Annotated in this window: 18 protein-coding genes; 7 read left to right on the top strand and 11 right to left on the bottom strand. The window is 58.9% G+C overall.

Annotated elements, in window-relative coordinates; all coding sequences use genetic code 11:
- Positions 1-18 precede the first annotated feature (18 nt).
- The gene (locus ABEB25_RS00420; protein ID WP_345734395.1) at positions 19-2,205 is read right to left on the bottom strand and encodes a transglutaminase family protein; all 2,187 of its coding nucleotides are present in this window, start codon (positions 2,203-2,205) and stop codon (positions 19-21) included.
- A 6-nt stretch (positions 2,206-2,211) separates the two neighbouring features.
- Between ABEB25_RS00420 and ABEB25_RS00415 the strand changes: the two genes are divergently transcribed.
- From ABEB25_RS00415 to ABEB25_RS00405, 3 genes are read left to right on the top strand one after another with little or no spacing between them, the layout of a single operon-like run.
- Entirely contained in the window at positions 2,212-2,667 is a 456-nt protein-coding gene (locus ABEB25_RS00415) for a hypothetical protein (RefSeq protein ID WP_345734394.1), read from the top strand.
- 43 nt (positions 2,668-2,710) lie between these two features.
- Positions 2,711-3,448: an ion transporter gene (locus ABEB25_RS00410; protein WP_345734393.1), complete on the top strand. Its 738-nt coding sequence runs from the start codon at positions 2,711-2,713 to the stop codon at positions 3,446-3,448.
- 39 nt (positions 3,449-3,487) lie between these two features.
- On the top strand, positions 3,488-4,912 hold the full coding sequence (locus ABEB25_RS00405) for a 3-keto-disaccharide hydrolase (RefSeq protein ID WP_345734392.1): 1,425 nt from the start codon (positions 3,488-3,490) through the stop codon (positions 4,910-4,912).
- An 83-nt stretch (positions 4,913-4,995) separates the two neighbouring features.
- Here ABEB25_RS00405 and ABEB25_RS00400 read toward each other — a convergent pair whose 3' ends face one another.
- Positions 4,996-5,625, bottom strand: coding sequence for a hypothetical protein (locus ABEB25_RS00400; RefSeq protein ID WP_345734391.1), 630 nt, complete (start codon positions 5,623-5,625; stop codon positions 4,996-4,998).
- Positions 5,626-5,740: 115 nt separating this feature from the next.
- Between ABEB25_RS00400 and ABEB25_RS00395 the strand changes: the two genes are divergently transcribed.
- Positions 5,741-7,183, top strand: a complete 1,443-nt coding sequence (locus ABEB25_RS00395; RefSeq protein ID WP_345734390.1) for a Gfo/Idh/MocA family protein — start codon at positions 5,741-5,743, stop codon at positions 7,181-7,183.
- 339 nt (positions 7,184-7,522) lie between these two features.
- Here ABEB25_RS00395 and ABEB25_RS00390 read toward each other — a convergent pair whose 3' ends face one another.
- The 4 genes from ABEB25_RS00390 to ABEB25_RS00375 all read right to left on the bottom strand — a co-directional run bounded on the left by ABEB25_RS00390 (position 7,523) and on the right by ABEB25_RS00375 (position 12,620).
- Positions 7,523-9,850 carry a PSD1 and planctomycete cytochrome C domain-containing protein gene (locus tag ABEB25_RS00390; protein ID WP_345734389.1) on the bottom strand — a complete coding sequence of 776 codons (2,328 nt, stop codon included), beginning with the start codon at positions 9,848-9,850 and terminating at the stop codon, positions 7,523-7,525.
- 133 nt (positions 9,851-9,983) lie between these two features.
- Complete coding sequence (locus ABEB25_RS00385; RefSeq protein ID WP_345734388.1) at positions 9,984-10,277, bottom strand: EF-hand domain-containing protein; 294 nt, start codon at positions 10,275-10,277, stop codon at positions 9,984-9,986.
- Positions 10,278-10,399: 122 nt separating this feature from the next.
- Positions 10,400-11,956: a PhoH family protein gene (locus tag ABEB25_RS00380; RefSeq protein WP_345734387.1), complete on the bottom strand. Its 1,557-nt coding sequence runs from the start codon at positions 11,954-11,956 to the stop codon at positions 10,400-10,402.
- A gap of 316 nt (positions 11,957-12,272) precedes the next feature.
- On the bottom strand, positions 12,273-12,620 hold the full coding sequence (locus ABEB25_RS00375; RefSeq protein WP_133793193.1) for a P-II family nitrogen regulator: 348 nt from the start codon (positions 12,618-12,620) through the stop codon (positions 12,273-12,275).
- A 258-nt stretch (positions 12,621-12,878) separates the two neighbouring features.
- On the opposite strand from ABEB25_RS00375, the gene ABEB25_RS00370 reads away from it, so the two are divergent.
- A complete protein-coding gene (locus ABEB25_RS00370) occupies positions 12,879-13,778 on the top strand; it encodes a phosphatidate cytidylyltransferase (RefSeq protein ID WP_345734386.1) in 900 nt (299 codons plus the stop codon).
- Positions 13,779-13,855: 77 nt separating this feature from the next.
- Positions 13,856-15,034 carry a 1-deoxy-D-xylulose-5-phosphate reductoisomerase gene (locus ABEB25_RS00365; protein WP_345734385.1) on the top strand — a complete coding sequence of 393 codons (1,179 nt, stop codon included), beginning with the start codon at positions 13,856-13,858 and terminating at the stop codon, positions 15,032-15,034.
- A gap of 80 nt (positions 15,035-15,114) precedes the next feature.
- On the opposite strand, the gene ABEB25_RS00360 is transcribed toward ABEB25_RS00365, so the two are convergent.
- The 3 genes from ABEB25_RS00360 to ABEB25_RS00350 form a co-directional block, all read right to left on the bottom strand.
- On the bottom strand, positions 15,115-15,678 hold the full coding sequence (locus ABEB25_RS00360; RefSeq protein WP_345734384.1) for a peptidoglycan-binding domain-containing protein: 564 nt from the start codon (positions 15,676-15,678) through the stop codon (positions 15,115-15,117).
- Positions 15,679-15,829: 151 nt separating this feature from the next.
- Positions 15,830-16,186 (bottom strand): hypothetical protein, encoded by a 357-nt coding sequence (locus ABEB25_RS00355; RefSeq protein ID WP_345734383.1) that lies wholly within the window; start codon positions 16,184-16,186, stop codon positions 15,830-15,832.
- Between the two features lie 87 nt (positions 16,187-16,273).
- Positions 16,274-16,576, bottom strand: coding sequence for a helix-hairpin-helix domain-containing protein (locus ABEB25_RS00350; protein WP_345734382.1), 303 nt, complete (start codon positions 16,574-16,576; stop codon positions 16,274-16,276).
- A gap of 163 nt (positions 16,577-16,739) precedes the next feature.
- Between ABEB25_RS00350 and ABEB25_RS00345 the strand changes: the two genes are divergently transcribed.
- Positions 16,740-17,894 (top strand): Gfo/Idh/MocA family protein, encoded by a 1,155-nt coding sequence (locus ABEB25_RS00345; protein WP_345734381.1) that lies wholly within the window; start codon positions 16,740-16,742, stop codon positions 17,892-17,894.
- Positions 17,895-17,974: 80 nt separating this feature from the next.
- Here the strand turns inward: ABEB25_RS00345 and ABEB25_RS00340 are convergent, their stop codons facing one another.
- Positions 17,975-19,360 (bottom strand): Gfo/Idh/MocA family protein, encoded by a 1,386-nt coding sequence (locus ABEB25_RS00340; RefSeq protein ID WP_345734380.1) that lies wholly within the window; start codon positions 19,358-19,360, stop codon positions 17,975-17,977.
- 61 nt (positions 19,361-19,421) lie between these two features.
- Entirely contained in the window at positions 19,422-20,267 is an 846-nt protein-coding gene (locus ABEB25_RS00335; protein ID WP_345734379.1) for a hypothetical protein, read from the bottom strand.
- Positions 20,268-20,299 lie beyond the last annotated feature (32 nt).

Genomic DNA, 20,299 nt, shown 5'->3' with positions numbered 1-20,299 from the left:
ACCATCCGGCGAGTTGCCTCATTCCAGGGAATCCAGCCATTCCTGGAGCTGGCCGCGCACCTCGCCCGGACCGTCTTCGGGGAAATGTTCGGTTAGCCAGCGGACGTCCTCGGCAGCCTCTTTTTTCAGCCCCAGGCGTTCCTTCATGCGGGCACGGTTGATGCGCTGCACGGCGGCGTCAGGGTCCAGGGCGATGGAAAGGTCTAGATAGGGCATGGTTTCCTTGATGGCGGTGGCATCGTCTAGGGTGCTGCTGAGGAGGTTGTTCAGCATGCGGAGGATGATGTCGCGCTTGGTGGAGGGCTCCAGCGAGTCTTCGGCAAATTCACCTCGCTCCGTGAGTTCCAGGGCTGCCTGGGTGACGGAGAGGGATTTGCCGCGCTCGAACACGTCCAGCAGTTGTAGTTCCCCCTCGGGGCCTTCGCGGTAGCCGACCATGAACTTGCCTGGCAGCGGGATGCCAGCCACACCTTTCACGCCGAGGCGGGAAGCCAGCTCAATGTAGAGGACGGAGAGGGTGATCGGCAGGCCCTCGCGGTCATCCAGCAGCTCGTTCATGTAGCTGTTGGACTTGCTGCCGTAGTCATGACGGCTGCCGTGAAAGCCGCCTTCTTCAAATAAGTAACGGTTCAGCCGCTTCACGGCAGGCAGGGTGCCCTGAAGGATGGCGGGATCCTGTTTCAGGTCGTCCACCATCCGTGAAAAGCTCTGCAGGTACTGGCTCACATCCACTTCTGGATTGTCATGCCGGGCCAGCAGCAGCGTGGCGCGGATGAGGTCGATCTCCTCCTCGGGGCGCGAGAGTTCGGCGACCAACTCCCGGGTGATGGTCCGGCGGTGGAGGTCCTTTTCCAGCTCACCCAGGGCGGCGGCTTCCTGCTCCAGTTGACGGCGCTTTTCCACCAGCAGACGTCGGCTGGCATCGGGTTGGTCGAGGAGCTGGGCCAGGATGGTTTTCTTGGAGCCTGTACTTTGGGCAAAGGTCTCCAGCGCGGTTTCGATCGTAGCCGCCACGGCCTCCGGCACGGGCTTTTCCGTCAGGTCTGTGCCGACGCGGAAGCCGCGAAATTCAGCAGCGGTGTTGCGGAATTTGCAGAGGCCAACATAGCCACCACGCAAGCCGGAATCCTGCTGCACCATGACTTTCTGGTCATTGACCCAGCAGGTGATCTGATCCGGCTCCACCCGCACACGAAGATGATTCCATTCGCCGGAGCGGTAAGCCTCCGAAGGAATGTCGGCCAGGATGGTCCAAGAGTACACGTCCGGCCCCTCAAACCGGGTGAGGCGGAGCTTCCCTGCCGAGGGATAAAAGCCGTAATGCGCATCTCCCCCGTCGGAGCAAAAGACCAGCCCGGCAGCGCCGGATTCATCCTCCAACTTCACATTCACGGCCACCTCAAAGGTATCGCCCGGCTGCTCAGGTGCCCAGAGACATAGGGAGCGGCCACCAAATCCGGTGCCAGGGGTGGCGGCCTTGATGATGCCCGCGTGCTGAGTCCAGCGTGCGCCTAACAAAGGGGTCCAGAGCTTCGGGTTCAGCACGCCGATGGTCAGCCAGCGGGCCATGGGCACCGGGTTCGGTTTTTCGATGAGACGCTTCAGCTCATTTACTGGCATGGCGAAACCGAGGTTCTCCGTGACGGCAGATTTCATGGTTAGGATACCCAGCACGCGGCCTTGGCGGTCCAGCAGGGGCCCTCCGCTGTTGCCCTTTTCGATGGGCAGGGCCAGGCGGATCATGGGGATCTCATTGATGAGGTCGGGAAACTCGGAGACCACACCATCCACCACGCTGAAGGCGAGGCCCTGGGGATTTCCCATGGCCACGATGGGCTGGCCTTGCTTGATGGTGTCACTGTCTGCCAGGGCCAGCGGTTTCAGGCCCTTTTTAGCGATGCGCAGCAGGGCCAGATCCCAGTGGGCATCCGTGGCGGTCACCTCCACCACCTCGTGCTTGTCCCCATTGGCCATTTCCACCTCCAGCCGACGCGCTTCGCCGATGACGTGCATATTCGTGGCGATGAGGCCGTCCTCACTCACCACAAAGCCTGCGCCCAGGCCATCCATGCCCTCCCGGCCCGATTGCAGGACCTTGACGACGGATCGCTTGGCCTCCGCCGCGATGGCCTCCACCGATTTCGCAGGGGGAGCTGCCCCAAAGGCAACAGGGGCCAAAAGTAAGAGGCAGAAAAGCGGGCGCATGGAATTATGTTTCGCTATATACGGTTAGAAGATGGGCAATTCTGCACAGTTGCGAGCTTGCAAGCATCTCTTAAATCCAAGAATCTCTGCGGCATGAAACCTCCGTCTATGATGTTGATTGGCCTGAGCTTGGCCCTGAGCCTGTTCTTTATTTACAGCAGCTTTGAGGCCAAGGGACAGGAAGCCACCGCCCAGGCCCCCACCGCCGATGAAAGCTATCAAAAGGCCTTGGAGGAAGAGGCCGCTCGAACAAAGATAGCTAAGCAGGTGTTCGAGGAGCAGGTAGATCTTCAAAAGCGCTATATGGTGATGATTAAAGAACAGGAAACCCTTTTCCTACGACAGGCTGCCGCCTTTGAGATTCAGTTGAAGCAAATTGAGCAGTATGGCAAGATCCTGGACACCTGGGAAAAGCAGCAGAAACAATACCAGCAGCATTTGGACACCTTGACCAAAAAGTAAGGGCCAGAGCACATCTGGCGGAAGGCCTAACAAAAACTTGCCCATGAACACGCCCCGCCTGCGCTTTCTGGATGCCTTGGTGCTGCTGCTTTCCATCTACGTCATTCTGGCGCTGCTGTTGGATCTGACGGTGCCGCTGGAGCCAAATGTGCGGGAGCTGATGTGCTATGTGGACTGGTTTGTCTGCTCGGTCTTCTTTCTGGATTTTTGCCTGCGATTTCGCCGGGCTGAATCAAAGCTCGCCTTTATGCGCTGGGGCTGGATTGACCTCCTGTCTTGCATCCCGGCGGACATCTTCACCATCGGGCGTGCGGTGCGCATCGTCCAGATCGTACGTATCCTGCGCGCCTTCCGCTCCGCCCGGGCCATCATGGCCTATCTGCACCAGCACCGAGCGCGTAGCATGGCGGCGACCACGATTTTGATGGCCGTGGTGCTGCTGCTGTTTTCCATCATCTCCATCCTGGTGTTTGAAAATGTGCCCGAGTCGAACATCAAATCTCCCATGGATGCTTTTTGGTGGGGCATCACCACGATGACGACCGTGGGCTATGGAGACCGCTTTCCCGTCACGCCTGAGGGGCGGCTGGTGGCCATGCTCCTGATGGTCACCGGCGTGGGTTTGTTCGGCGTGCTCACGGGCTTGTTTGCCCGGTTCTTTGTGGAGCCCGACCTGAAAAAAGACGACACAGAGATTAAAGAACTGATCACCGAAGTGCGCCGCCTGCGGGAGCGTCTCGAAAGTATCGAAAAGCGCCCCGACGACACGCACAGAAACTGAAAGAACACCCGCCCCGGCCCCGACTCATTTCTTCCACCCATGAAAGCACCGCTTTTTACTTCCCTGCTCGCCCTGACTGCCATCACCGGCCTGCGCGCTGAAAACAATGTCCCGCCCGAGGGCTTCAAACCCCTCTTCAATGGCAAAGATCTCTCCGGCTGGTATGGCTGGGGCACCCGCGACCCCAGCGAGCTGTGGGCCATGACACCTGAGCAGCAGGCCGACTACAAAAAGAAATCCGTCGAAGGCGGTGCCGTGGATGCCAAGGGCAAGGCTGCCGAAGACCATGTCAAAGCCCACTGGAAGGTGGAAAACGGCGAACTGGTGAACGATGGCAAAGGCCTCTACCTCACCACCGACAAGGACTACGGTGACTTTGAACTCTGGGTGGAATACAAGGCCCTGCCGAAAGGTGACAGCGGCGTGTACCTGCGCGGCATCCCCCAGGTGCAGATCTGGGATGCGGATGAAGAAGATCCCAAGGGCCTGGGCCGTGCCAAAGGCTCCGGCGGGCTCTGGAACAACAGCGCTGGTGCTCCAGGCAAAGACCCGTCCAAGCGCATGGACAAGCCCCTGGGCGAGTGGAACAGCTTCAAAATCACCATGATCGGTGAGCGCGTGACCATTCTCTTCAATGGTGAAAAGGTCGTGGACAATGCTGTGCTGGAAAACTTCTTCGCGAACAAAAAGGCTGGTTACCTGGCCTATGTGAAACCGAAGGCCGGCGAAGTGGCCCCGCCGAAACCCGCAGGTTTCATGAAGGACCCAGCCTTTGCCAAAGGCCCCATCCAGCTCCAGACCCACGGCAGCGAGATACGGTGGCGCAATGTTTTCGTCCGCGAAATCAGCCCTGAAGAGGCCAACAAAACCCTGGCTGCCGGTGAAGAAGGCTTCAAGGAAATGGTCAATGGCAAGGACCTCAGCAACTGGCAGGGTGCTGTCGAAAACTACGAAATGAAGGACGGTGCCATCTACTGCAAAGCAGGCAAAGGCGGCGATCTGCTGACCCTCGAAGAGTATGGTGACTGCGTGATCCGCACCGAGTTCATCCTGCCTCCAGCAGGCAACAACGGCATCGCCCTGCGCACACCGAAAGAAGGTAACGCCGCCTGGAATGGTCTGGAACTCCAGGTCATCGACAGCGATGGCTACAACGCCAAGGCCAAGACCCCTCTGAAGGAGTACCAATATCACGGTTCCGTGTATGGCCTCATTGGTGCCAAGCACGGCTACCTGCGCCCCGTGGGCCAGTGGAACTTCCAGGAGGTCACTGTCAAAGGCCAACACATCACCGTCACGTTGAACGGCACCAAAATCCTGGATGCCGACCTGAGCCAGGTGGACCGCAGCAAACTGGATCCCAAAAAGACCCCCAAGGGCCTGGACAAGACCAGTGGCTTCATCGGCTTCGCTGGCCACAGCGATCCGGTAGGCTTCCGCAGCTTCCGCGTGAAGAAGCTCTAAGCCTCCTTTGAAAATTCAAAGCCCGCCTTGGATCTTCCAAGGCGGGTTTTTTGTTGGGAGAAACCGGAGGTCTGCTTAACACCTCAAGGCAGCGTGAGGTAGGTGCCTTCCGCCGCCTGCTTCTTGCGGACTTGCCCGTTGAAAGAGTACTCCACCGTCAGAATGTTGCGGGGGGTGCCCGTGACCACGATGCCGCCTGAGCCGCCGTTTCTGACGGTCACGGTATTTCCCTGAATGGAGGCGGCCGAGCTCAAATCATCCGTCACCAGGATCTCCACGGGCTGATTGATGGTTCCAGCCGGGATCAGCTTGGTCAGACGGTTTTTGACATTGCGCGGCTGATTGCCCTGAAGGGTATACTTGGCGCTGATGAGGACGATCTGCCCTGGGGTGAAGGCACTGGCGGCAGTTTCAGGCGAAATGGTGGTCGTGGTGGATGCTGGGGCTTCAGGTTTCGCGGTGACGGTGACATCCGTCTGCGCCACCACCACTTTGCGGCCGTTGGCCGAGATCACCACGTAGCCCATCTTCTGTTCTACTACATCGAAGACCATGCCCTTTTTCAGCGGCATGGTTCCATCGGCTAGGTTGCGGTCATTCAGCGTGCGCCCTGCTGTGGAGCGATTCAGTTCAGCCTGCTGGGAAGGTGCTGGAGTCTGAGCCGAGGCATTAACCGCAACGAGGAAAGAAAGTGCGAAGAGGAGCTTTTTCATGTCTGGTGATATCTACCGCTGGTTAAGCAGTGTCTTTATCCGATAAAAAGACATTAAGGTGACAAAATCGTCTTTTCACTTGTCCCACCCGGCCTCGTTTTATAAAACGGACGGCATGATCCACCCAGCCACCCGACGCACTTTCCTTCGCAACACCGCACTTGCAGCCACGGCCCTTTCCGCCAGCCGGGTGCTAGGGGCCAACGAAACCGTGCGCGTGGCCGCCATCGGCCTGGGCGGCCAGGGAATGGGCAATGCCAAGCGCATGGCCAAGGTGCCAGGGGTGGAGATCGCCTACCTGTGTGATGCGGATACGGCTCAACTGGACAAGGCGAAGCTGGCCTTCCCCAATGCCAAGACCACGCAGGACCTGCGTCACGTGATGGATGACAAAAGCATTGATGCCGTCGTCGTTTCCACTGGCAATCACTGGCACGTGCTGGCCTCCATCTGGGCCTGCCAGGCAGGCAAGGATGTGTATGTGGAAAAGCCCATCTCCCACAACATCTGGGAGGGGCGCCAGCTCGTGGCCGCGGCACGCAAATACGGTCGCATCGTGCAGGGTGGCACCCAGCAGCGCAGCGACCCTTTTCATGATGAACTGAAGGCCTACCTGGACTCTGGCACTCTGGGCGCAATGAAATACGTGCGCTGCAATCACTATGGTATGCGCGCCACCATCGGCAAACGCCAGACACCCATTACCCCACCCACCTCGGTGGATTACAATCTCTGGTTAGGCCCTGCCCAGGATGTGCCCATCCTGCGGGAAAGATTCCACTACGACTGGCATTGGAACTGGAACACGGGCAACGGCGAGCTGGGCAACTGGGGCCCCCACATCCTGGATGACCTGCGCAACGTGGTCTTCCGCGACAAGATCACCCTGCCCAAACGCGTGCTGGCAGGCGGCGGCCGCTATGGCTGGGATGATGCAGGCGAAACGCCGAACACCCATTTCCTTTACTACGACACAGGCGTGGTCCCCGTGATCATGGACGTGCATAACTTGCCCCGCCAAAAGGGCATGAAAGCCCCAGACGTCTATCGCCGCCGCCGCTCCAGCGCCTTCCTCATCATCGAGTGTGAAGGCGGCTACTACGCGGGCGGCCGCGGCGGCGGCTCCGCCCACGATCCGGCAGGCAAAGTCATTCAGAAATTCAAAGGCGATGGCGGCGGCACCCACGCGGCCAACTTCATCGCTGCCGTGCGCAGCCGCAAAAGCAGTGATCTGAAGGCCGAGATCGAGCAGATCCACTTCTCCAGCGCCTGGTGCCACCTGGGCAATATTTCCTGGCGGCTCGGTCAAGCGGGCGATCTCGACATGGCCAAGGCGCGCCTCAAGGACTTCCAGCCGTGGCAGGAAGTCATCGAGGACCTGCCAGCCCACCTCACCGCGAATGAGGTGACGCTGAAGCCCGGCGATGTGCGTGTGGGCCCGATCCTGGAGATTGATGCCGAGAAGGAAACCTTCATCGGCGAAACCGCCACCCCTGAGGCACTGGCTCTGCTGAAACGCGAGTATCGCGAAGGTTTTGTCGTGCCGGAGGCGGTGTGAGTTACGAAGTCGCGACAATGTCCCGGATTACGCTGCAGAGAGGCAAGGACAACCTTGCTTCTCTGCGCCGCTCACTTCGGCTCCACAGAAATCCGGTGCCCAGGCTTCGCTGCCCGCGCGTGGCTCCAGAGTGAACCGAACACCACACATAACAGCAGCATACACACCACGGTGGCCGTCAGTTGGTTCTTGGGCAGGATTTCAGCGCTGAAAAAGCTCTTAGCCAGAACAAAAAATCCCAGTCCTGCCAGCGAGCTTTCAGCGGCCAGCCAAAGTAGAAGGAGATAACGATGTGCTCGGCGCATCCCGAAGTCTAACTGGAAACGTTGTCACGTCCAATCATTCCCGCGTGATCGTCTCATCCAGGTTCAGCAGCACGCGCGCGATTTCCTGGGGCTGGAGTTGGCTCAGCGTGGCACGTTCTTCTGGCGTGGGGAGGCGGGCGGTGCAGCGGCGGAAGGCGGCATCCAGTCCCTCCTTTTTTACGATCTTTTCCAGGGCCTGGGCGAACTCTACAAATGAGCTGTCATTGAGGAGGGTGAGGGCCTGCAAAGGTGTATTGCTGCGCAGGCGGCGGGTGCAGGTGCTGAAGCCGTCCGGTGCATCAAAGACGCTGAGCCCAGGCGGCGGGGTGGCACGGAAGACAAAGGTGTAGAGACCACGGCGGTAACGGTCGGTCCCTTGGCTCAGCGGCCAGGTGCGCTTCACCTGCCCCAGGCTGAGCACCCCCTCTGGAATGGGCGGATAAACGGGTGGGCCACCCAGCTTCGGCTGCAGCAGGCCACTGGCGGTGAGGCAGACATCACGGACGATTTCGGCATCGAGCCGCAAGCGGGTTTGCCGCCACAGCAGCATGTTGTTGGGGTCTGCCTTTGAAGCGAGGGAAACGGGCGATGGCACCTCGCTGGCCTGGCGATAGGTCTGGCTGGTGACGATGAGGCGGTGCATGTGCTTGAGGCTCCAGCCACTGTCCATAAACTCGACTGCTAGCCAATCCAGCAACTCGGGGTGCGTGGGCAGGCTGCCCATGGTGCCAAAGTCATTTTCAGTATCCACCAGACCCCGGCCAAAATACTGCTGCCAAATGCGGTTGACGATGACACGGGCGGTGAGCGGATTGTCACGGCTGACCAGCCACCGGGCCAGGTCCATGCGATTGGGAGTCGCGGCTTTGAGATCGTGCAACACCGCAGGCACAGCGGGCTTTTGCTCAGCCGCCGGGCGGGTGAAGTCGCCCTTGATAAAAAGGGTGGTCTTGCGCGGCTGCGGCAGTTCCTTCATCACCAGGGTGGTCAGGCCTCGCTCCAGTCGGCCGGTGATCTCCATGTAGCGTTCATTGAGGGCGCGGAATTCCTGATCCGCCACGCCCGGGCCACTGGCAAAAAGAAGACGCTGCTGGGTGACACTGCGCTGGGCGGCAGGCCGCTTCAGTGCCGACAGACGGTCTTTGGGCAGTTGGGCCAGGGCTGCGGATGAGAGCTCCGCCTCCCATTGGGTGAACTCCTGCTGATGCCGGGCGATGTAGGCGCTGATTTTTTCTTGCAGCCCTTTTTGTTCGGCCAGGAGTGCAGACTTGTCCAGGTTCGGGTCTGGCACCGGCAGCGTGACTTCGTCCTGGTTGTTCAGGAACGCGAAAAACTGGTAGTACTCTTCATGGCTGATGGCATCGAACTTGTGATCATGGCACTGCGCGCAGCCGATGGTGAGGCCCAGCCAAACGGTCCCGGTGGTGGCCACGCGATCAAAGACGGACTCGATGCGGAACTGCTCCTTATCAATGCCACCCTCCTGGTTAATCTGCGTGTTGCGGTGAAAGCCGGTGGCAATGATCTGCGCCGGGGTAGGATTGGGCAGCATGTCACCGGCGAGTTGCTCAATGCTGAACTGGTTAAACGGCATGTCCTCATTCAACGCCTGGATGACCCAGTCGCGGTAGGGCCAGATGACGCGGGGAGCATCAATGCTGTAACCGTTGCTGTCCGCATAGCGGGCCTGGTCCAGCCACCAGCGGCCCCAGCGTTCACCATAGTGAGGGCTGTCCAGCATCTCATCCGCCTGCCGCGCATAGGCATCGGGCGAGTTCTTGGCAGCCTGGACATAGGCGGCCACCTGCGCAGGCGAGGGAGCCAGGCCGGTGAGATCGAGAAACAGGCGACGGACCTGGGTCTCAGCAGTAGCAGGGGCGGAAAGGGCGAGGCCCTCTTTGGCGAGCCGGGCCTGAATGAAATGATCCACCGGATGGGCGTCTTTGGCAGCCGCAGGCAGCGCGACTTTCTCCGGGGCAATGTAGGCCCAGTGGCGGTCATCGCTGGGCTTCTCATCGGCAGGAGCCTGGGCTCCCTCCGCGATCCATTGCTGGATCAGCGCCACCTGGGGACTGTCCAGAGGACCGCGTTTATACGGCATCTGAGCGACTTCATCGTGGATGCCCGAGATGACCTGAAAGAGCAGGCTTTCCTGCGCCTTGCCGGGCAGCACCGCCGCCCCACGCCCGCCGCCCTGGATGGCACCTGCGGCGGTATCCAGCCGCAGCTTGGCCTTTTGGGTGGTGGCACCATGGCACTTTACGCAATGCGTCTGTAGCAGCGGCTTGATCTGGGCAGTGTAATTCACTGCCGCTGAAAGCGGGGCAGAGAAAGCCAGGAAAAAGAAAAACGGCAAACGCATGATGAGAAAGGCTATTTCGTCCGCAAAAGGGCCAGGCTTTCACCCGAGAGACGTAAACAAAAAAGCCGCACCCTCGTGAAAGGGTACGGCTTGAAAATGAAAGCGGCGGGTTGGATCGTCGCTTTCAAAGGCATCAGGCGTCCTTTTTCTTCTTCTTAGGAGCGGCGGTGAACTCTTCTTTGCTCAGCTTACCGTCCTTGTCCTTGTCCTTACCAGCGAAGGCTTTTTCAGCCTTGGCAGCGTCTTTCTTGGCCTGTGGGGAAGCAGCCCACTCTTCTTTGGTGATGGAGCCGTCGCTGTTGGCGTCCAGCTTGGCGAAGGCTTTTTCTGGGTCCATTTTTGGCTTCTTCGGAGCGTCGCCTTCGGCGGCGTTCAGGGTGAAGCTAGCAAGGGCCAGTACGGAGAGGATCGTGGTGATCGCTTTCATGATTGTGCGTGTGTTCTGTTTGGTTTTGCAGAGGGGGTTGAGATCAACTGACCCATCCGCGCCATTAAACGCGGGGCCTCTCACACAGTTTCAGCTATTTTTTCCAGAATGGTCCTTTTTGCTTAAAGCAGACGTGCGCCAGCCTCCGCCAGCGGACTGCGCTCCCCTTTGGCCAGTGGCACGTGGGCGGCAAATGGCTGCCCGCGCATGCGCTGGCGGGTGTATACCAGGCCGTTCGAGCGGCTGTCGACATAAGGATTGTCAATCTGGGCCGGATCCCCGACGAGAACGAGCTTGGAGCCTCGCGACATGCGGGTGACCACCGTTTTTGCCTCCAGCGGGGTGAGCTGCTGGGCCTCATCCAGGATGAAAAAGCGGTCGGGGATGCTGCGACCACGGATGTAGCAGAGTGCTTCGATTTCGATAACCCCCTGCTGGATCAGACTGTCATACGGAGCCGCGCTTTCCGGCTGGGCAGGAGACCTGTCCGGCAGGAAGCGGTTCTTTTTCCGCTGCGGTCCCTGCTGGCTATCTACCGGACGCATCAGCAGGTCCAGCGCATCATACACGGGCTGCAGCCAGGGGCGCATCTTCTCCTGAAGGGAGCCGGGCAGGAAGCCGACGGTCTGCCCCATGGCGACGATGGGGCGGCTAACGGTGAGGCCATTGTAGGTGCGGCCAAAGACCTGGGAAAGACCAGCGGCGACGGCGAGCAAAGTCTTGCCCGTGCCAGCCTGGCCATAGCAGGTGACGAGGCTGATCTCCGGATCCAGCAGGGCATCCAGCAAGCAGGCCTGGCCGAGGTTCATCGGCTTGATGTTGCGCCCCTGCCCCACCTTGATGGATTCTGGCGTATGCAGCAACCGCACGAGTTCACCATGGGCATTGAGCTTGGCCGGCATGGAGGTCTTTTCACCGGCCATGAGCAGCATGTAGTCATTGGCCACGGCATCGCCCAAACGATTGGCGGAAACGGACAGCTTGCCGCTGCTGGCAAAGCGCTGCAGCTCATGCGGGCTGACATCCAGGCGGGCAATGTCGAAGTTGGAAACCTCGCGTGGCTCCACCTTATCATGCAGATAGTCTTCACACTCGATGCCCACAGCGCGGGCCTTGAGCTGCATGTTGAGATCCTTGCTGACGAGAATCACCGGCGGGCTGATCTGCTCGCGCAGCCAGAGGGCACAGGCGAGGATGCGGTGGTCCACCTTGTCGATGTTCGGGAAGATGCGCTCAAACTCGCGGACGCTGGCCACCTGCTTGGCGGCTTCAGGGTCATAGATCAGGACACGGATATTGCCACCGCCGGCGGTCTTCACCCCATCGGTGACGGAGGCATCCGGGGCGGAAAAGGTCTTCATCAGCGCGCGGTGCACCTCGCGGGCATTGGCACCGCGCTCAGTCATCTCATTTTTAAAGCGGTCCAGCTCACTGAGGACATCTACCGGAATGCAGACATGGTGCTCAGCAAAGCGATGGATGCAGGCGGGGTCATGAAGGAGGACATTGGTGTCCAGGATAAAGGTCTTGGTGCCGACCGGGGTGGCGGAGTGACGGTGGCTGGAGGCGGACTTGCGCTTGCGGGCAGAGGGAGATCGAAGGACGTGCTGACTTGAGCCCAGATTGACGTTGTCAAGGAAGGTTGGAGCTACGTTGGCAGGATGATCGTCGCGGTCCATGAGTGTGGTTGGGTTATTGGTTAGGCGTGGACTTGCCCGAGGGGGTTAGTCTTTTCACCTGGCGCATTTGGGATGCCAGGTCTGTCGGTCCACAGTGTGATTTTTGAATTTGAATCACGGGCGTTTACAGGCTGCCAGTTTGTAAAGCAGGCAACAAGCCATTTATTCACAATGAATTGGATTTATGTGAAGAACTTATGCGTGACGATGACGTCACCCCTCCCAGTACAGCAGCCTAGAGGCTATCCTAGAAAAGCAAAACCCGCACCGTGATACGGAGCGGGTCTGCCAGAATGGTTGTTGTCAGAAAAGGAAATTAGGAGCCGGAGATGGCGTCCGAACCACGCTCGCCCGTGCGAATGCGGACGGCTTCGATCACATCGCTGACGAAGACTTTGCCGTCACCGATCTTGCCGGTGTTGGCCGCCTTGACGATGGCATCAACGACGGTCTCGCTGCGGGCGTCTTCGACGACGACCTCAATCTTGACCTTCGGAAGGAAGTCCACCGTGTATTCAGAACCACGGTAAATTTCTGTGTGGCCTTTTTGGCGGCCGAATCCTTTGACCTCTACGACGGTCATTCCTTCCACTCCCACTTCAGAGAGAGCTTCTTTGACGTCCTCGAGTTTGAAGGGCTTGATGATCGCTTCGACTTTTTTCATGGCTGTCGCTATTAGATGTGTGGTTTGGCGGGATTGCAACGACCAGAGACAATCATTTGTGATTTTCTCCGGTCGGTGTTCGTGAGAGATATCTGAGCGATATCCGTGCCAAGTTTTAGAATGATTTTGAAATTCGGCTAGAAGACGTCTTTTTCGTATTGGTTCGGCCCATCCTTGAACTCACCTCCGAATGATGTTTGCAGTTTCCCCGGCAACTGCTCTTAATTGCCCGCTTCCCCGCCCTCGGAACCTGATCGCATGAGCCAAGACACCGCCGCAGCCCCACCCCCGAGCAAGCGCCGTGTCTTTATGTCCCGGCTGTTCAGCACGCTGATCCTGTGGGCCATCATTTGGGCAGCGGTGCAGTGGGAAAAAAATTGGCTGTTGATCGCCCTCACCGGATTCTTCGGAGTCGCTGGCGCGGTGGAGTATTTTCGGCTGCTGCGCATCGATGCCCAGGCGCGTTCCTTTAACATGCTCGGGCTGACGATCTGCCTGGCCTACTGGGCCACCATGACGTGGTGGGTGATGACCCAGAAGCAAGCACCGCCGATGTGGCTGGAACTGGCCGCGCTGACGACCAGTGTGCATGGGGCCTTTTTGCTTTGTTATCGGCACCAGCTCGAAGGCACGGTGACCCTGCAGCGCATTTTCTCTACGGTCTTCGGCGTGGTCTATACCGTGATCTTCTTCGGCTTCATCGCCCGCCTCATGTATTTCAATGGTGATGGCCAGAACCCCACCGGGCTTTTTCTGGTGATTTACCTGGTGATGGTGACGAAGTTCAGTGACATGGGGGCCTATGCCTTCGGAGTCGTTTTCGGGAAGCACAAGATGATCCCCCACATCAGCCCGGCCAAATCCTGGGAAGGTCTGGTGGGGGCCTTTGTGACGTCCTTCCTCGCGGCGGTGATCATGCTCTGGTGGAAGCCCGTGGAACTACTCCCCCTGAACTGGCTGCATGGCCTGATCCTAGCGCCCGTGCTCTGCGCAGCAGGCATCACGGGAGATCTGGCCGAGTCCGTGATCAAACGCTGCACGTCCATCAAGGATTCCGGCCACGCCTTCCCTGGCATCGGTGGCATCCTGGATCTGACAGACAGTCTGCTCTTCACCGCACCGGTGTTTTATTTTTACCTGGAAGCCATCAGCGCCTAAAGAGGCGGTAAGAGTGCGAAATTGGAGTTGAGAAATCCAGCGGCATCGGCCAAACCCATCCACGCTTTTTCTTCCTGATGCCTTCCCCCACCGCGCCCTCAGCCCAGACCACCCCGCCGCGCAAAGTCCTGCTTCTTGGCTCCACGGGATCCATCGGCACGAGTGCGCTGAAGGTGGCCCGGGACATCCCAGACCGCATGGAAGTGGTGGGACTGGCCGCCGCCCGCAGTGTGGAAGCCCTGGTGCGCCAGGTGCAGGAGACCGGAGTGAAGCAAGTGGCGCTGACCGATGAAGCCGCCGCCGCGCTGGCCCGCCCCCTTTTACCTGCGGATGTGACCCTGCATGTGGGCCCCCAGGGACTGGTGGATCTGGTGCAGACCAGTGATGCCGACATGGTGCTGGTGGCCATCGTGGGCGTGGCCGGCCTGGCCCCGGCCCTGGCCGCCATTGAAGCTGGAAAACACCTGGCCGTGGCCAGCAAAGAAATCCTGGTGATGGCCGGCGAAGCGGTGATGGAGGCGGCCCGACGCAAGGGCGTGAACGTGTTGCCCGTGGACAGTGAGCACAATGCCATCTTCCAATGCCTGGAAGGGCACCGCTCCAGCGATGTACGGCGGCTTTTGGTCACGGCCAGCGGCGGCCCCTTCCGCCAGTTGCCAGCAGATCAACTGCCTCACGTAACCGTGGCCCAAGCCCTGAAACATCCCACCTGGAGCATGGGCCGGAAGATCACGATTGATTCTGCCACGCTGTTTAACAAGGGCCTGGAAATGATCGAGGCGCGCTGGCTTTTCGACGTGCCCATGAGCCAAATCGAGGTGGTGGTGCACCCGCAAAGCATCGTCCATAGCATGGTGGAGTTTGTGGACAACAGCGTCATTGCGCAGCTCAGCCACAGCGACATGTGCTTCCCCATCCAGTATGCCGTGACGTGGCCGGACCGGGTGCCGAACAACCTACGGCCGCTGGACTTTGCCAAAATTGCCTCTCTGCACTTCGAGGCACCACGCACCCATGACTTCCCTGCCCTGGACCTGGCCCGCCATGCGGGGGAGGTGGGCGGCACCCTACCAGCCGTGCTCAATGCGGCCAATGAAGTGGCGGTGGAGGCATTCCTAAACGAGCGCACCACCTTTCCCGCCATCTGGCAGACGGTGGCGCGGGTGATGGAAAAACATCAGGTCATCCAGCATCCAGACCTCGCGACACTGATCGAGGCCGATGCGTGGGCGCGCGAAGAAGCAGCCTTGAAGTAATTTCTCCTCAGTCGGAAACAAAAAGCCGACGGTGAAAACCGTCGGCTTTGATTGAATCTGACAAGTTGACCTTGATACCCTTAGCGGATGCCCAGTGCACTCAAAGTCTGATTGTTCACATTGCCTGTCACGGCCAGACCACGAGAGGACTGGTAACGGGAGATGGCCGATTTCGAGGCTGGGCCAAGACGGCCATCCACCGGTCCACGGTAATAACCACGACGGCGAAGCTCTGACTGCACGGCGGCATTCATCTCGGCCAGACGGGCTCCACGCCAGTAGTCATAGGGCACACGCTCGCGGCTGCTGTAATAAGAGACACCCGTACCCTGGTAGTAGTAGGTGGCATTCGGTGGGCCATAGTAATAACCGCGACCTGCATAACCGTTGCCCAGCGTGACGCCCCAGGACGTGCGAGGATGTGAGAAGAAGCGGCGGCGGTCATCGTCATCATGACGATGGTTGTCGTGACCACGGTTGCGGTCGCCAAACCAGCTACGGGAGCTGCTCGAAGGTTTTTTGCTGGGACCGCGGCGGTCATCCTTGTCTTTGGCCGAAGCATCTGGCGTCAGGGCCAGCATGCTGAGAGCAGCCAGGACGGCCACACCTAAAGTCCGGGTCGATTTGTAAAAGGGAGTTTTCATAAGCATTGAGTTGGATCGAAGGGCTTCGTTGTTTATTCGAATCTTCTGTTCTTTTCGGTTCTATCTTGGAGAGTCATTATTCAGGATGGCGCTTACCTAACCAAAAGGGCCGTCAGCTCGTCGGGTGCCGACGGCCCTCTGGATTCAGCCTTTACCAATACCTGGATGGCACCAGGCCGCGACGGCTGTAATAGACCACGCCGGGCTGGCGGGAATAGTAGGAGCGGCGTGGCGGGCCATAGTAATAACCGCGGCCAGCATAACCGTTGCCCAATGTGATGACGAAGCCCGAGGAACGTGGATAGCTGTAGTAAGGGCTGCGAATCACGCGATGGCTGCGGTAACGCGGGTAATGGTGATGATGATGCCCACGGTGCACACGGCTGTAGTGATGGCCGTGGTGACGATGGTCACGCGCGTCCGAACTCACAGGGAAGGCAAAAACACACATGGCTGCCAGAGCGGCAATGCCCCATGCCCGAATTGAGGAAATAAATGAGGTTTTCATAGCGCCAGTTTTGACCTCTTCCTATTGGCCGCTATTCAAGTTTTTGGCCTTTTCATGCACTTATCCCGGACATTCGCATTTTGCATTTCAGCGCCTCAGAATTTCCTTGCCCTCCAAGGTAAATTTCCACCAACCGAGAGCTTCCGAATGCTGTAAAAAATGCCTCACCGCGAGCAATGTGTAGAAAACGCAGGGATCATGACGATGGCCCATGACCGGAGCAAGCTCATGAAACATGGCCAAAGGATCCCTCCCGATGAGGTCCTGAGGCTGGGCAATTCCGATTCGTCGCAGATCGGCAGCGAGCTTCTTGCCAATGTTAGGCAAGTCTTCCAACCGACTGACCTGTTCTGGGGAAACAGAAGCACTTTTGCTTTTTCGGGGAGCCATGACGGCATCTTAAACGGCAACCCGCCCTGGAAGCAACGTCTGAAGGCATGCACGATCCCGTTCCGGGCTCAAAAGCCCTGCAACGCCCTTGACCCACCCGGTGCGCCTGCGCCACAATCGCGCTCCTTTTTCAATCTAACCCAAGAAACCAGAACACCTGTTTATGAGCCGGAAAATTCGTTATGGCATGGTCGGCGGCGGACGCGGCGCCTTCATCGGTGCGGTGCACCGCATCGCAGCCGCAATTGATCAGCAGATCGAACTTGTCTGCGGTGCCTTCTCCTCCGACCCGCAAAAGTCCAAGGACAGCGGTGCCGACTTCTTCCTCCCGGCAGACCGCTGCTACGGCAGCTATGAAGAAATGATCAAGGCCGAGGCCGCCCTGCCTGAAGGCGAACGCATGGACTTCATCGCCATCGTGACCCCCAACCACGTGCACTTTCCCCCGGCCAAAATGGCGCTGGAGCACGGCTTTCACGTACTGAGCGACAAGCCTGCCACCTTTGACCTCAACGAGGCCAAGGAGCTGGGCAAGCTGGTGGAAAAAACTGGCCTGCTCTATGGCCTGACCCACAACTACACGGGCTACCCGCTGGTGAAGCAGGCCCGCGAGATGGTGCACAACGGCGTGCTGGGCAAGATCCGCAAAGTCGTGGTGGAATACCCACAGGGCTGGCTGGCCACTAAAGTCGAAGAAAGCGGCCAGAAGCAAGCGGCCTGGCGCACCGACCCGACCAAGTCCGGCGCAGCCGGCTGCGTGGGTGACATCGGCACCCATGCGGAAAACCTAGCCGAATACATCTCCGGCCTGAAGATCAGCGAACTCGCCGCCGACCTCTCCACCTTCGTGGAAGGCCGTCTGCTGGATGACGATGCCAACATCCTACTGCGCTTTGAAAACGGGGCCAAGGGCGTGCTGCACTGCTCCCAGATCAGCGTGGGTGAGGAGAACAACCTCAACATCCGCGTGTATGGTGAAAAAGGCAGCCTCGAATGGCACCAGAAGGAGCCTAACACCATGTTGGTCAAGTGGCTGGACCAGCCGATGCAGGTCTATCGCACCGCCAATGGTTATCTGGGTGCCGCAGCAGCAGCGGGCAGCCGCACACCGCCAGCGCACCCTGAGGGTTACCTGGAAGGTTTTGCCAACATCTACAAGAACTTTTCCAACACCATCCGTGCACGCCTGGAAGGCCGTGAACCGACCGCCATCGAGAACGATTTCCCGAAGATCGAAGATGGCATCCGTGGCATGGCTTTCATTGATGCTGTGGTGGCTTCTAGCAAAGCCAATGCAGCCTGGACCAAGGTGGGCTAAGCCACCTCCACCGTTCAGCATTAAAAAAGGCACCGGGGTTTTCCCGGTGCCTTTCTTTTTTGGAGTTTCCAGCGCGGCGATTAGGCACCCACCACGTACTCGTACATGCCGTGGCGGCCTGGGTACGGGATCGGGTATTTGCCATTCGCATCTGCCAGGAGAGGCGCAGGGCCATCCAGGGACAGCTTGTCCGCATTCGGGGCAAACTCATGGTCGTGATTGACGACCTGGTCATAGGTCACCAACTGGCCCGTGTGGGCAGACATGCGGCCCATGACGGTGACGAGGCTGGCCTTGGCTCCACGCTCGACTTCGTTGTAAGGCTTGTTGTTGACGATGGCGTCAATGAGGTCTTCCCACTCCATGTCATACGGATTGGGCTCCTGCTTCGGACCACGCCAGATGATTTCCTTTGGGTTCTTGTTCTGCCCCTTGAAGGTCATCGCGCGGGACGGGAAGTGACCGGCGGTGGAGATGACGGCCATGCCTTTGCTGCCATGCACGTAGGAGGCGAACTCATTGTGCGTCTTCATCGCGTTGCGGCCTTCCAGCCAGAATTTGCTGCCGTCGCGGAAGGTGTATTCCACGCTGTAATGGTCGAAGTTCTGGTCAATGTGGTCACCACGCTCCGTGCGGCCGCCGGTGGCTTTCGCTTCGATCGGGAAGTCATTCTTCATCCAGCAAATTTCATCAATGTTGTGGATGTTGAAATCGCTGAAGGCACCACCGCTGGCCCAGAGGAAGGAGTGGAAGTTTTTGATCTGCCAGACGAGTTCACTCGAGTCCGTCTTGGGATCACGCGGCAGGGTAAAACAGGTGCCCACTGGGCCCTGGAGACGATAGGCGCGGCCAAGGATGATATCGCCGATTTCGCCCTGCTGGATGCGGTCAAAAAGCTCGCCGCGCACACGGCAGTGGCGGCACATGAGGCCGACGCCGACTTTCAGTCCTTTGGCTTCCGCTTCCTTGCCCAATTCCAGCATGCGCTTGCCGCTAGGGCCGTCCACGCAGATAGGCTTTTCCATGAACACGTTCACGCCTTTTTCGATGGCGTATTTGAACTGCACCCAGCGGAAGGCTGGCGGGGTGGCGAGCACGACGACATCGCCGGGCTTCAGCATATCAATCGCGTTCTTGTAGGCATCAAAGCCGATGAACTTCGAGTCCGCCGAAACGGAGAAACGGTCTGGATGCTTGGCGCTGAGACCGTTGAAGCTGGCCTCCAGGCGGTTTTCCTGCACATCGGCCATGGCGATGAGACGGGTGGACTGCTTCACCCCCATGGAGTTGCTGGCAGCGCCAGTGCCACGACCGCCGCAACCGACGAGGGCAATGTTGATGGTGTCATTCCCGGCCGCATGGACGTGAGGCAGGGTGACGCCAGACAGGGCTGACAGTCCGGCGAATGTCTTGCCCGTGGTTTTGAGGAACTCGCGACGCGAGGAGACAGAAGAGTTGGTTTCCATAAAAAGGATATGAGCCTGGCAGAAAAATACGCATTCAGGCAAGCATTACTTGCCAAGGAAATCAGGGCTGGACCCGGGGTGGCTGCGGGATCTCGGCAGGCTCAAAGTCGAGCACATCCTGGTGGGTGCGCAGCGCCTGGCGGGCCTTGTCAAAAAACGAGGACAGGTTCTCGGCATTGGCGATCTTTTTGTCCTCGGTCAGTTCGTTGAGCTTCTTGATCTGCGCATCCGCATCCATGTTCACGCTGCGCATGGAGCGCTGGGCGGAGGCATAGACGGTTTCAAATTTGCCTTGGGCTTCGGTGAAGGCGCGGCGGGCACCTTCCTCACGCAGGTGTTCCTTTTCGGCCTCGCGGAAGTCCTTGCTGAACATGCGTTTGAAGAAACCAAAGTTGGACTTGGGCTTTTCATTGGGGCGCTTGGAAGCAGACTCAAAGTACTCCTGCAGGGCGGAAAATTCCTGCATGGGCTTCTGGTACTGCTTTTGTAGGAAGCTGATGCCGCTGGTGATGACCGTCAGCCTCTCGACTTCGTTTTTGGACAGGGCCTGCCCAGCCTTCACCTTGCCTTCCAGAAGATTGATGTACTCGATGGTCTGCTTGTTGCCGGAGAAAATATTTTCGAACTCCTTGTAGGCGCTGGCCATCTGCTGGCGCTGCTCCTGGCGCATGCCAACGAGCTTCTTGTCATACTCGTCATTCAGGCTCTGAAGGGTGGCCTGATGCTGGGCATTCTGGGCGGCAAGGCTGCGCTGCATTTCCTCATCCTTGGCCTGCAGGGCCAGTTCCTGGGCGGATTTCAGTTGGTCCATCTCCTGCCGGAGACGGCCCGCGTCCGAATGATAAAACCAGATGCCATAGCCAAGCGAGGCGATGACGAGGGTGAGAGCAATGTTGCGTGCGTTCATGGACTTTTGGGGGTAGGTCCCAAAAGCTTCGG

The sequence above is a fragment of the Prosthecobacter algae genome, assembly GCF_039542385.1.
Classification (GTDB): Bacteria; Verrucomicrobiota; Verrucomicrobiia; order Verrucomicrobiales; family Verrucomicrobiaceae; genus Prosthecobacter; species Prosthecobacter algae.
Note: the sequence above shows the minus strand (reverse complement) of the source record. Positions and strands in the feature narration are given on the sequence as shown.

Bases quoted from the DNA above. Each gene is read 5' to 3' on its own strand.
- ABEB25_RS00420 (WP_345734395.1), bottom strand. From the start codon at position 2,205: ATGCGCCCGCTTTTCTGCCTCTTACTTTTGGCCCCTGTTGCCTTTGGG.
- ABEB25_RS00415 (WP_345734394.1), top strand. From the start codon at position 2,212: ATGTTTCGCTATATACGGTTAGAAGATGGGCAATTCTGCACAGTTGCG.
- ABEB25_RS00410 (WP_345734393.1), top strand. From the start codon at position 2,711: ATGAACACGCCCCGCCTGCGCTTTCTGGATGCCTTGGTGCTGCTGCTT.
- ABEB25_RS00405 (WP_345734392.1), top strand. From the start codon at position 3,488: ATGAAAGCACCGCTTTTTACTTCCCTGCTCGCCCTGACTGCCATCACC.
- ABEB25_RS00400 (WP_345734391.1), bottom strand. From the start codon at position 5,625: ATGAAAAAGCTCCTCTTCGCACTTTCTTTCCTCGTTGCGGTTAATGCC.
- ABEB25_RS00395 (WP_345734390.1), top strand. From the start codon at position 5,741: ATGATCCACCCAGCCACCCGACGCACTTTCCTTCGCAACACCGCACTT.
- ABEB25_RS00390 (WP_345734389.1), bottom strand. From the start codon at position 9,850: ATGCGTTTGCCGTTTTTCTTTTTCCTGGCTTTCTCTGCCCCGCTTTCA.
- ABEB25_RS00385 (WP_345734388.1), bottom strand. From the start codon at position 10,277: ATGAAAGCGATCACCACGATCCTCTCCGTACTGGCCCTTGCTAGCTTC.
- ABEB25_RS00380 (WP_345734387.1), bottom strand. From the start codon at position 11,956: ATGGACCGCGACGATCATCCTGCCAACGTAGCTCCAACCTTCCTTGAC.
- ABEB25_RS00375 (WP_133793193.1), bottom strand. From the start codon at position 12,620: ATGAAAAAAGTCGAAGCGATCATCAAGCCCTTCAAACTCGAGGACGTC.
- ABEB25_RS00370 (WP_345734386.1), top strand. From the start codon at position 12,879: ATGAGCCAAGACACCGCCGCAGCCCCACCCCCGAGCAAGCGCCGTGTC.
- ABEB25_RS00365 (WP_345734385.1), top strand. From the start codon at position 13,856: ATGCCTTCCCCCACCGCGCCCTCAGCCCAGACCACCCCGCCGCGCAAA.
- ABEB25_RS00360 (WP_345734384.1), bottom strand. From the start codon at position 15,678: ATGAAAACTCCCTTTTACAAATCGACCCGGACTTTAGGTGTGGCCGTC.
- ABEB25_RS00355 (WP_345734383.1), bottom strand. From the start codon at position 16,186: ATGAAAACCTCATTTATTTCCTCAATTCGGGCATGGGGCATTGCCGCT.
- ABEB25_RS00350 (WP_345734382.1), bottom strand. From the start codon at position 16,576: ATGGCTCCCCGAAAAAGCAAAAGTGCTTCTGTTTCCCCAGAACAGGTC.
- ABEB25_RS00345 (WP_345734381.1), top strand. From the start codon at position 16,740: ATGAGCCGGAAAATTCGTTATGGCATGGTCGGCGGCGGACGCGGCGCC.
- ABEB25_RS00340 (WP_345734380.1), bottom strand. From the start codon at position 19,360: ATGGAAACCAACTCTTCTGTCTCCTCGCGTCGCGAGTTCCTCAAAACC.
- ABEB25_RS00335 (WP_345734379.1), bottom strand. From the start codon at position 20,267: ATGAACGCACGCAACATTGCTCTCACCCTCGTCATCGCCTCGCTTGGC.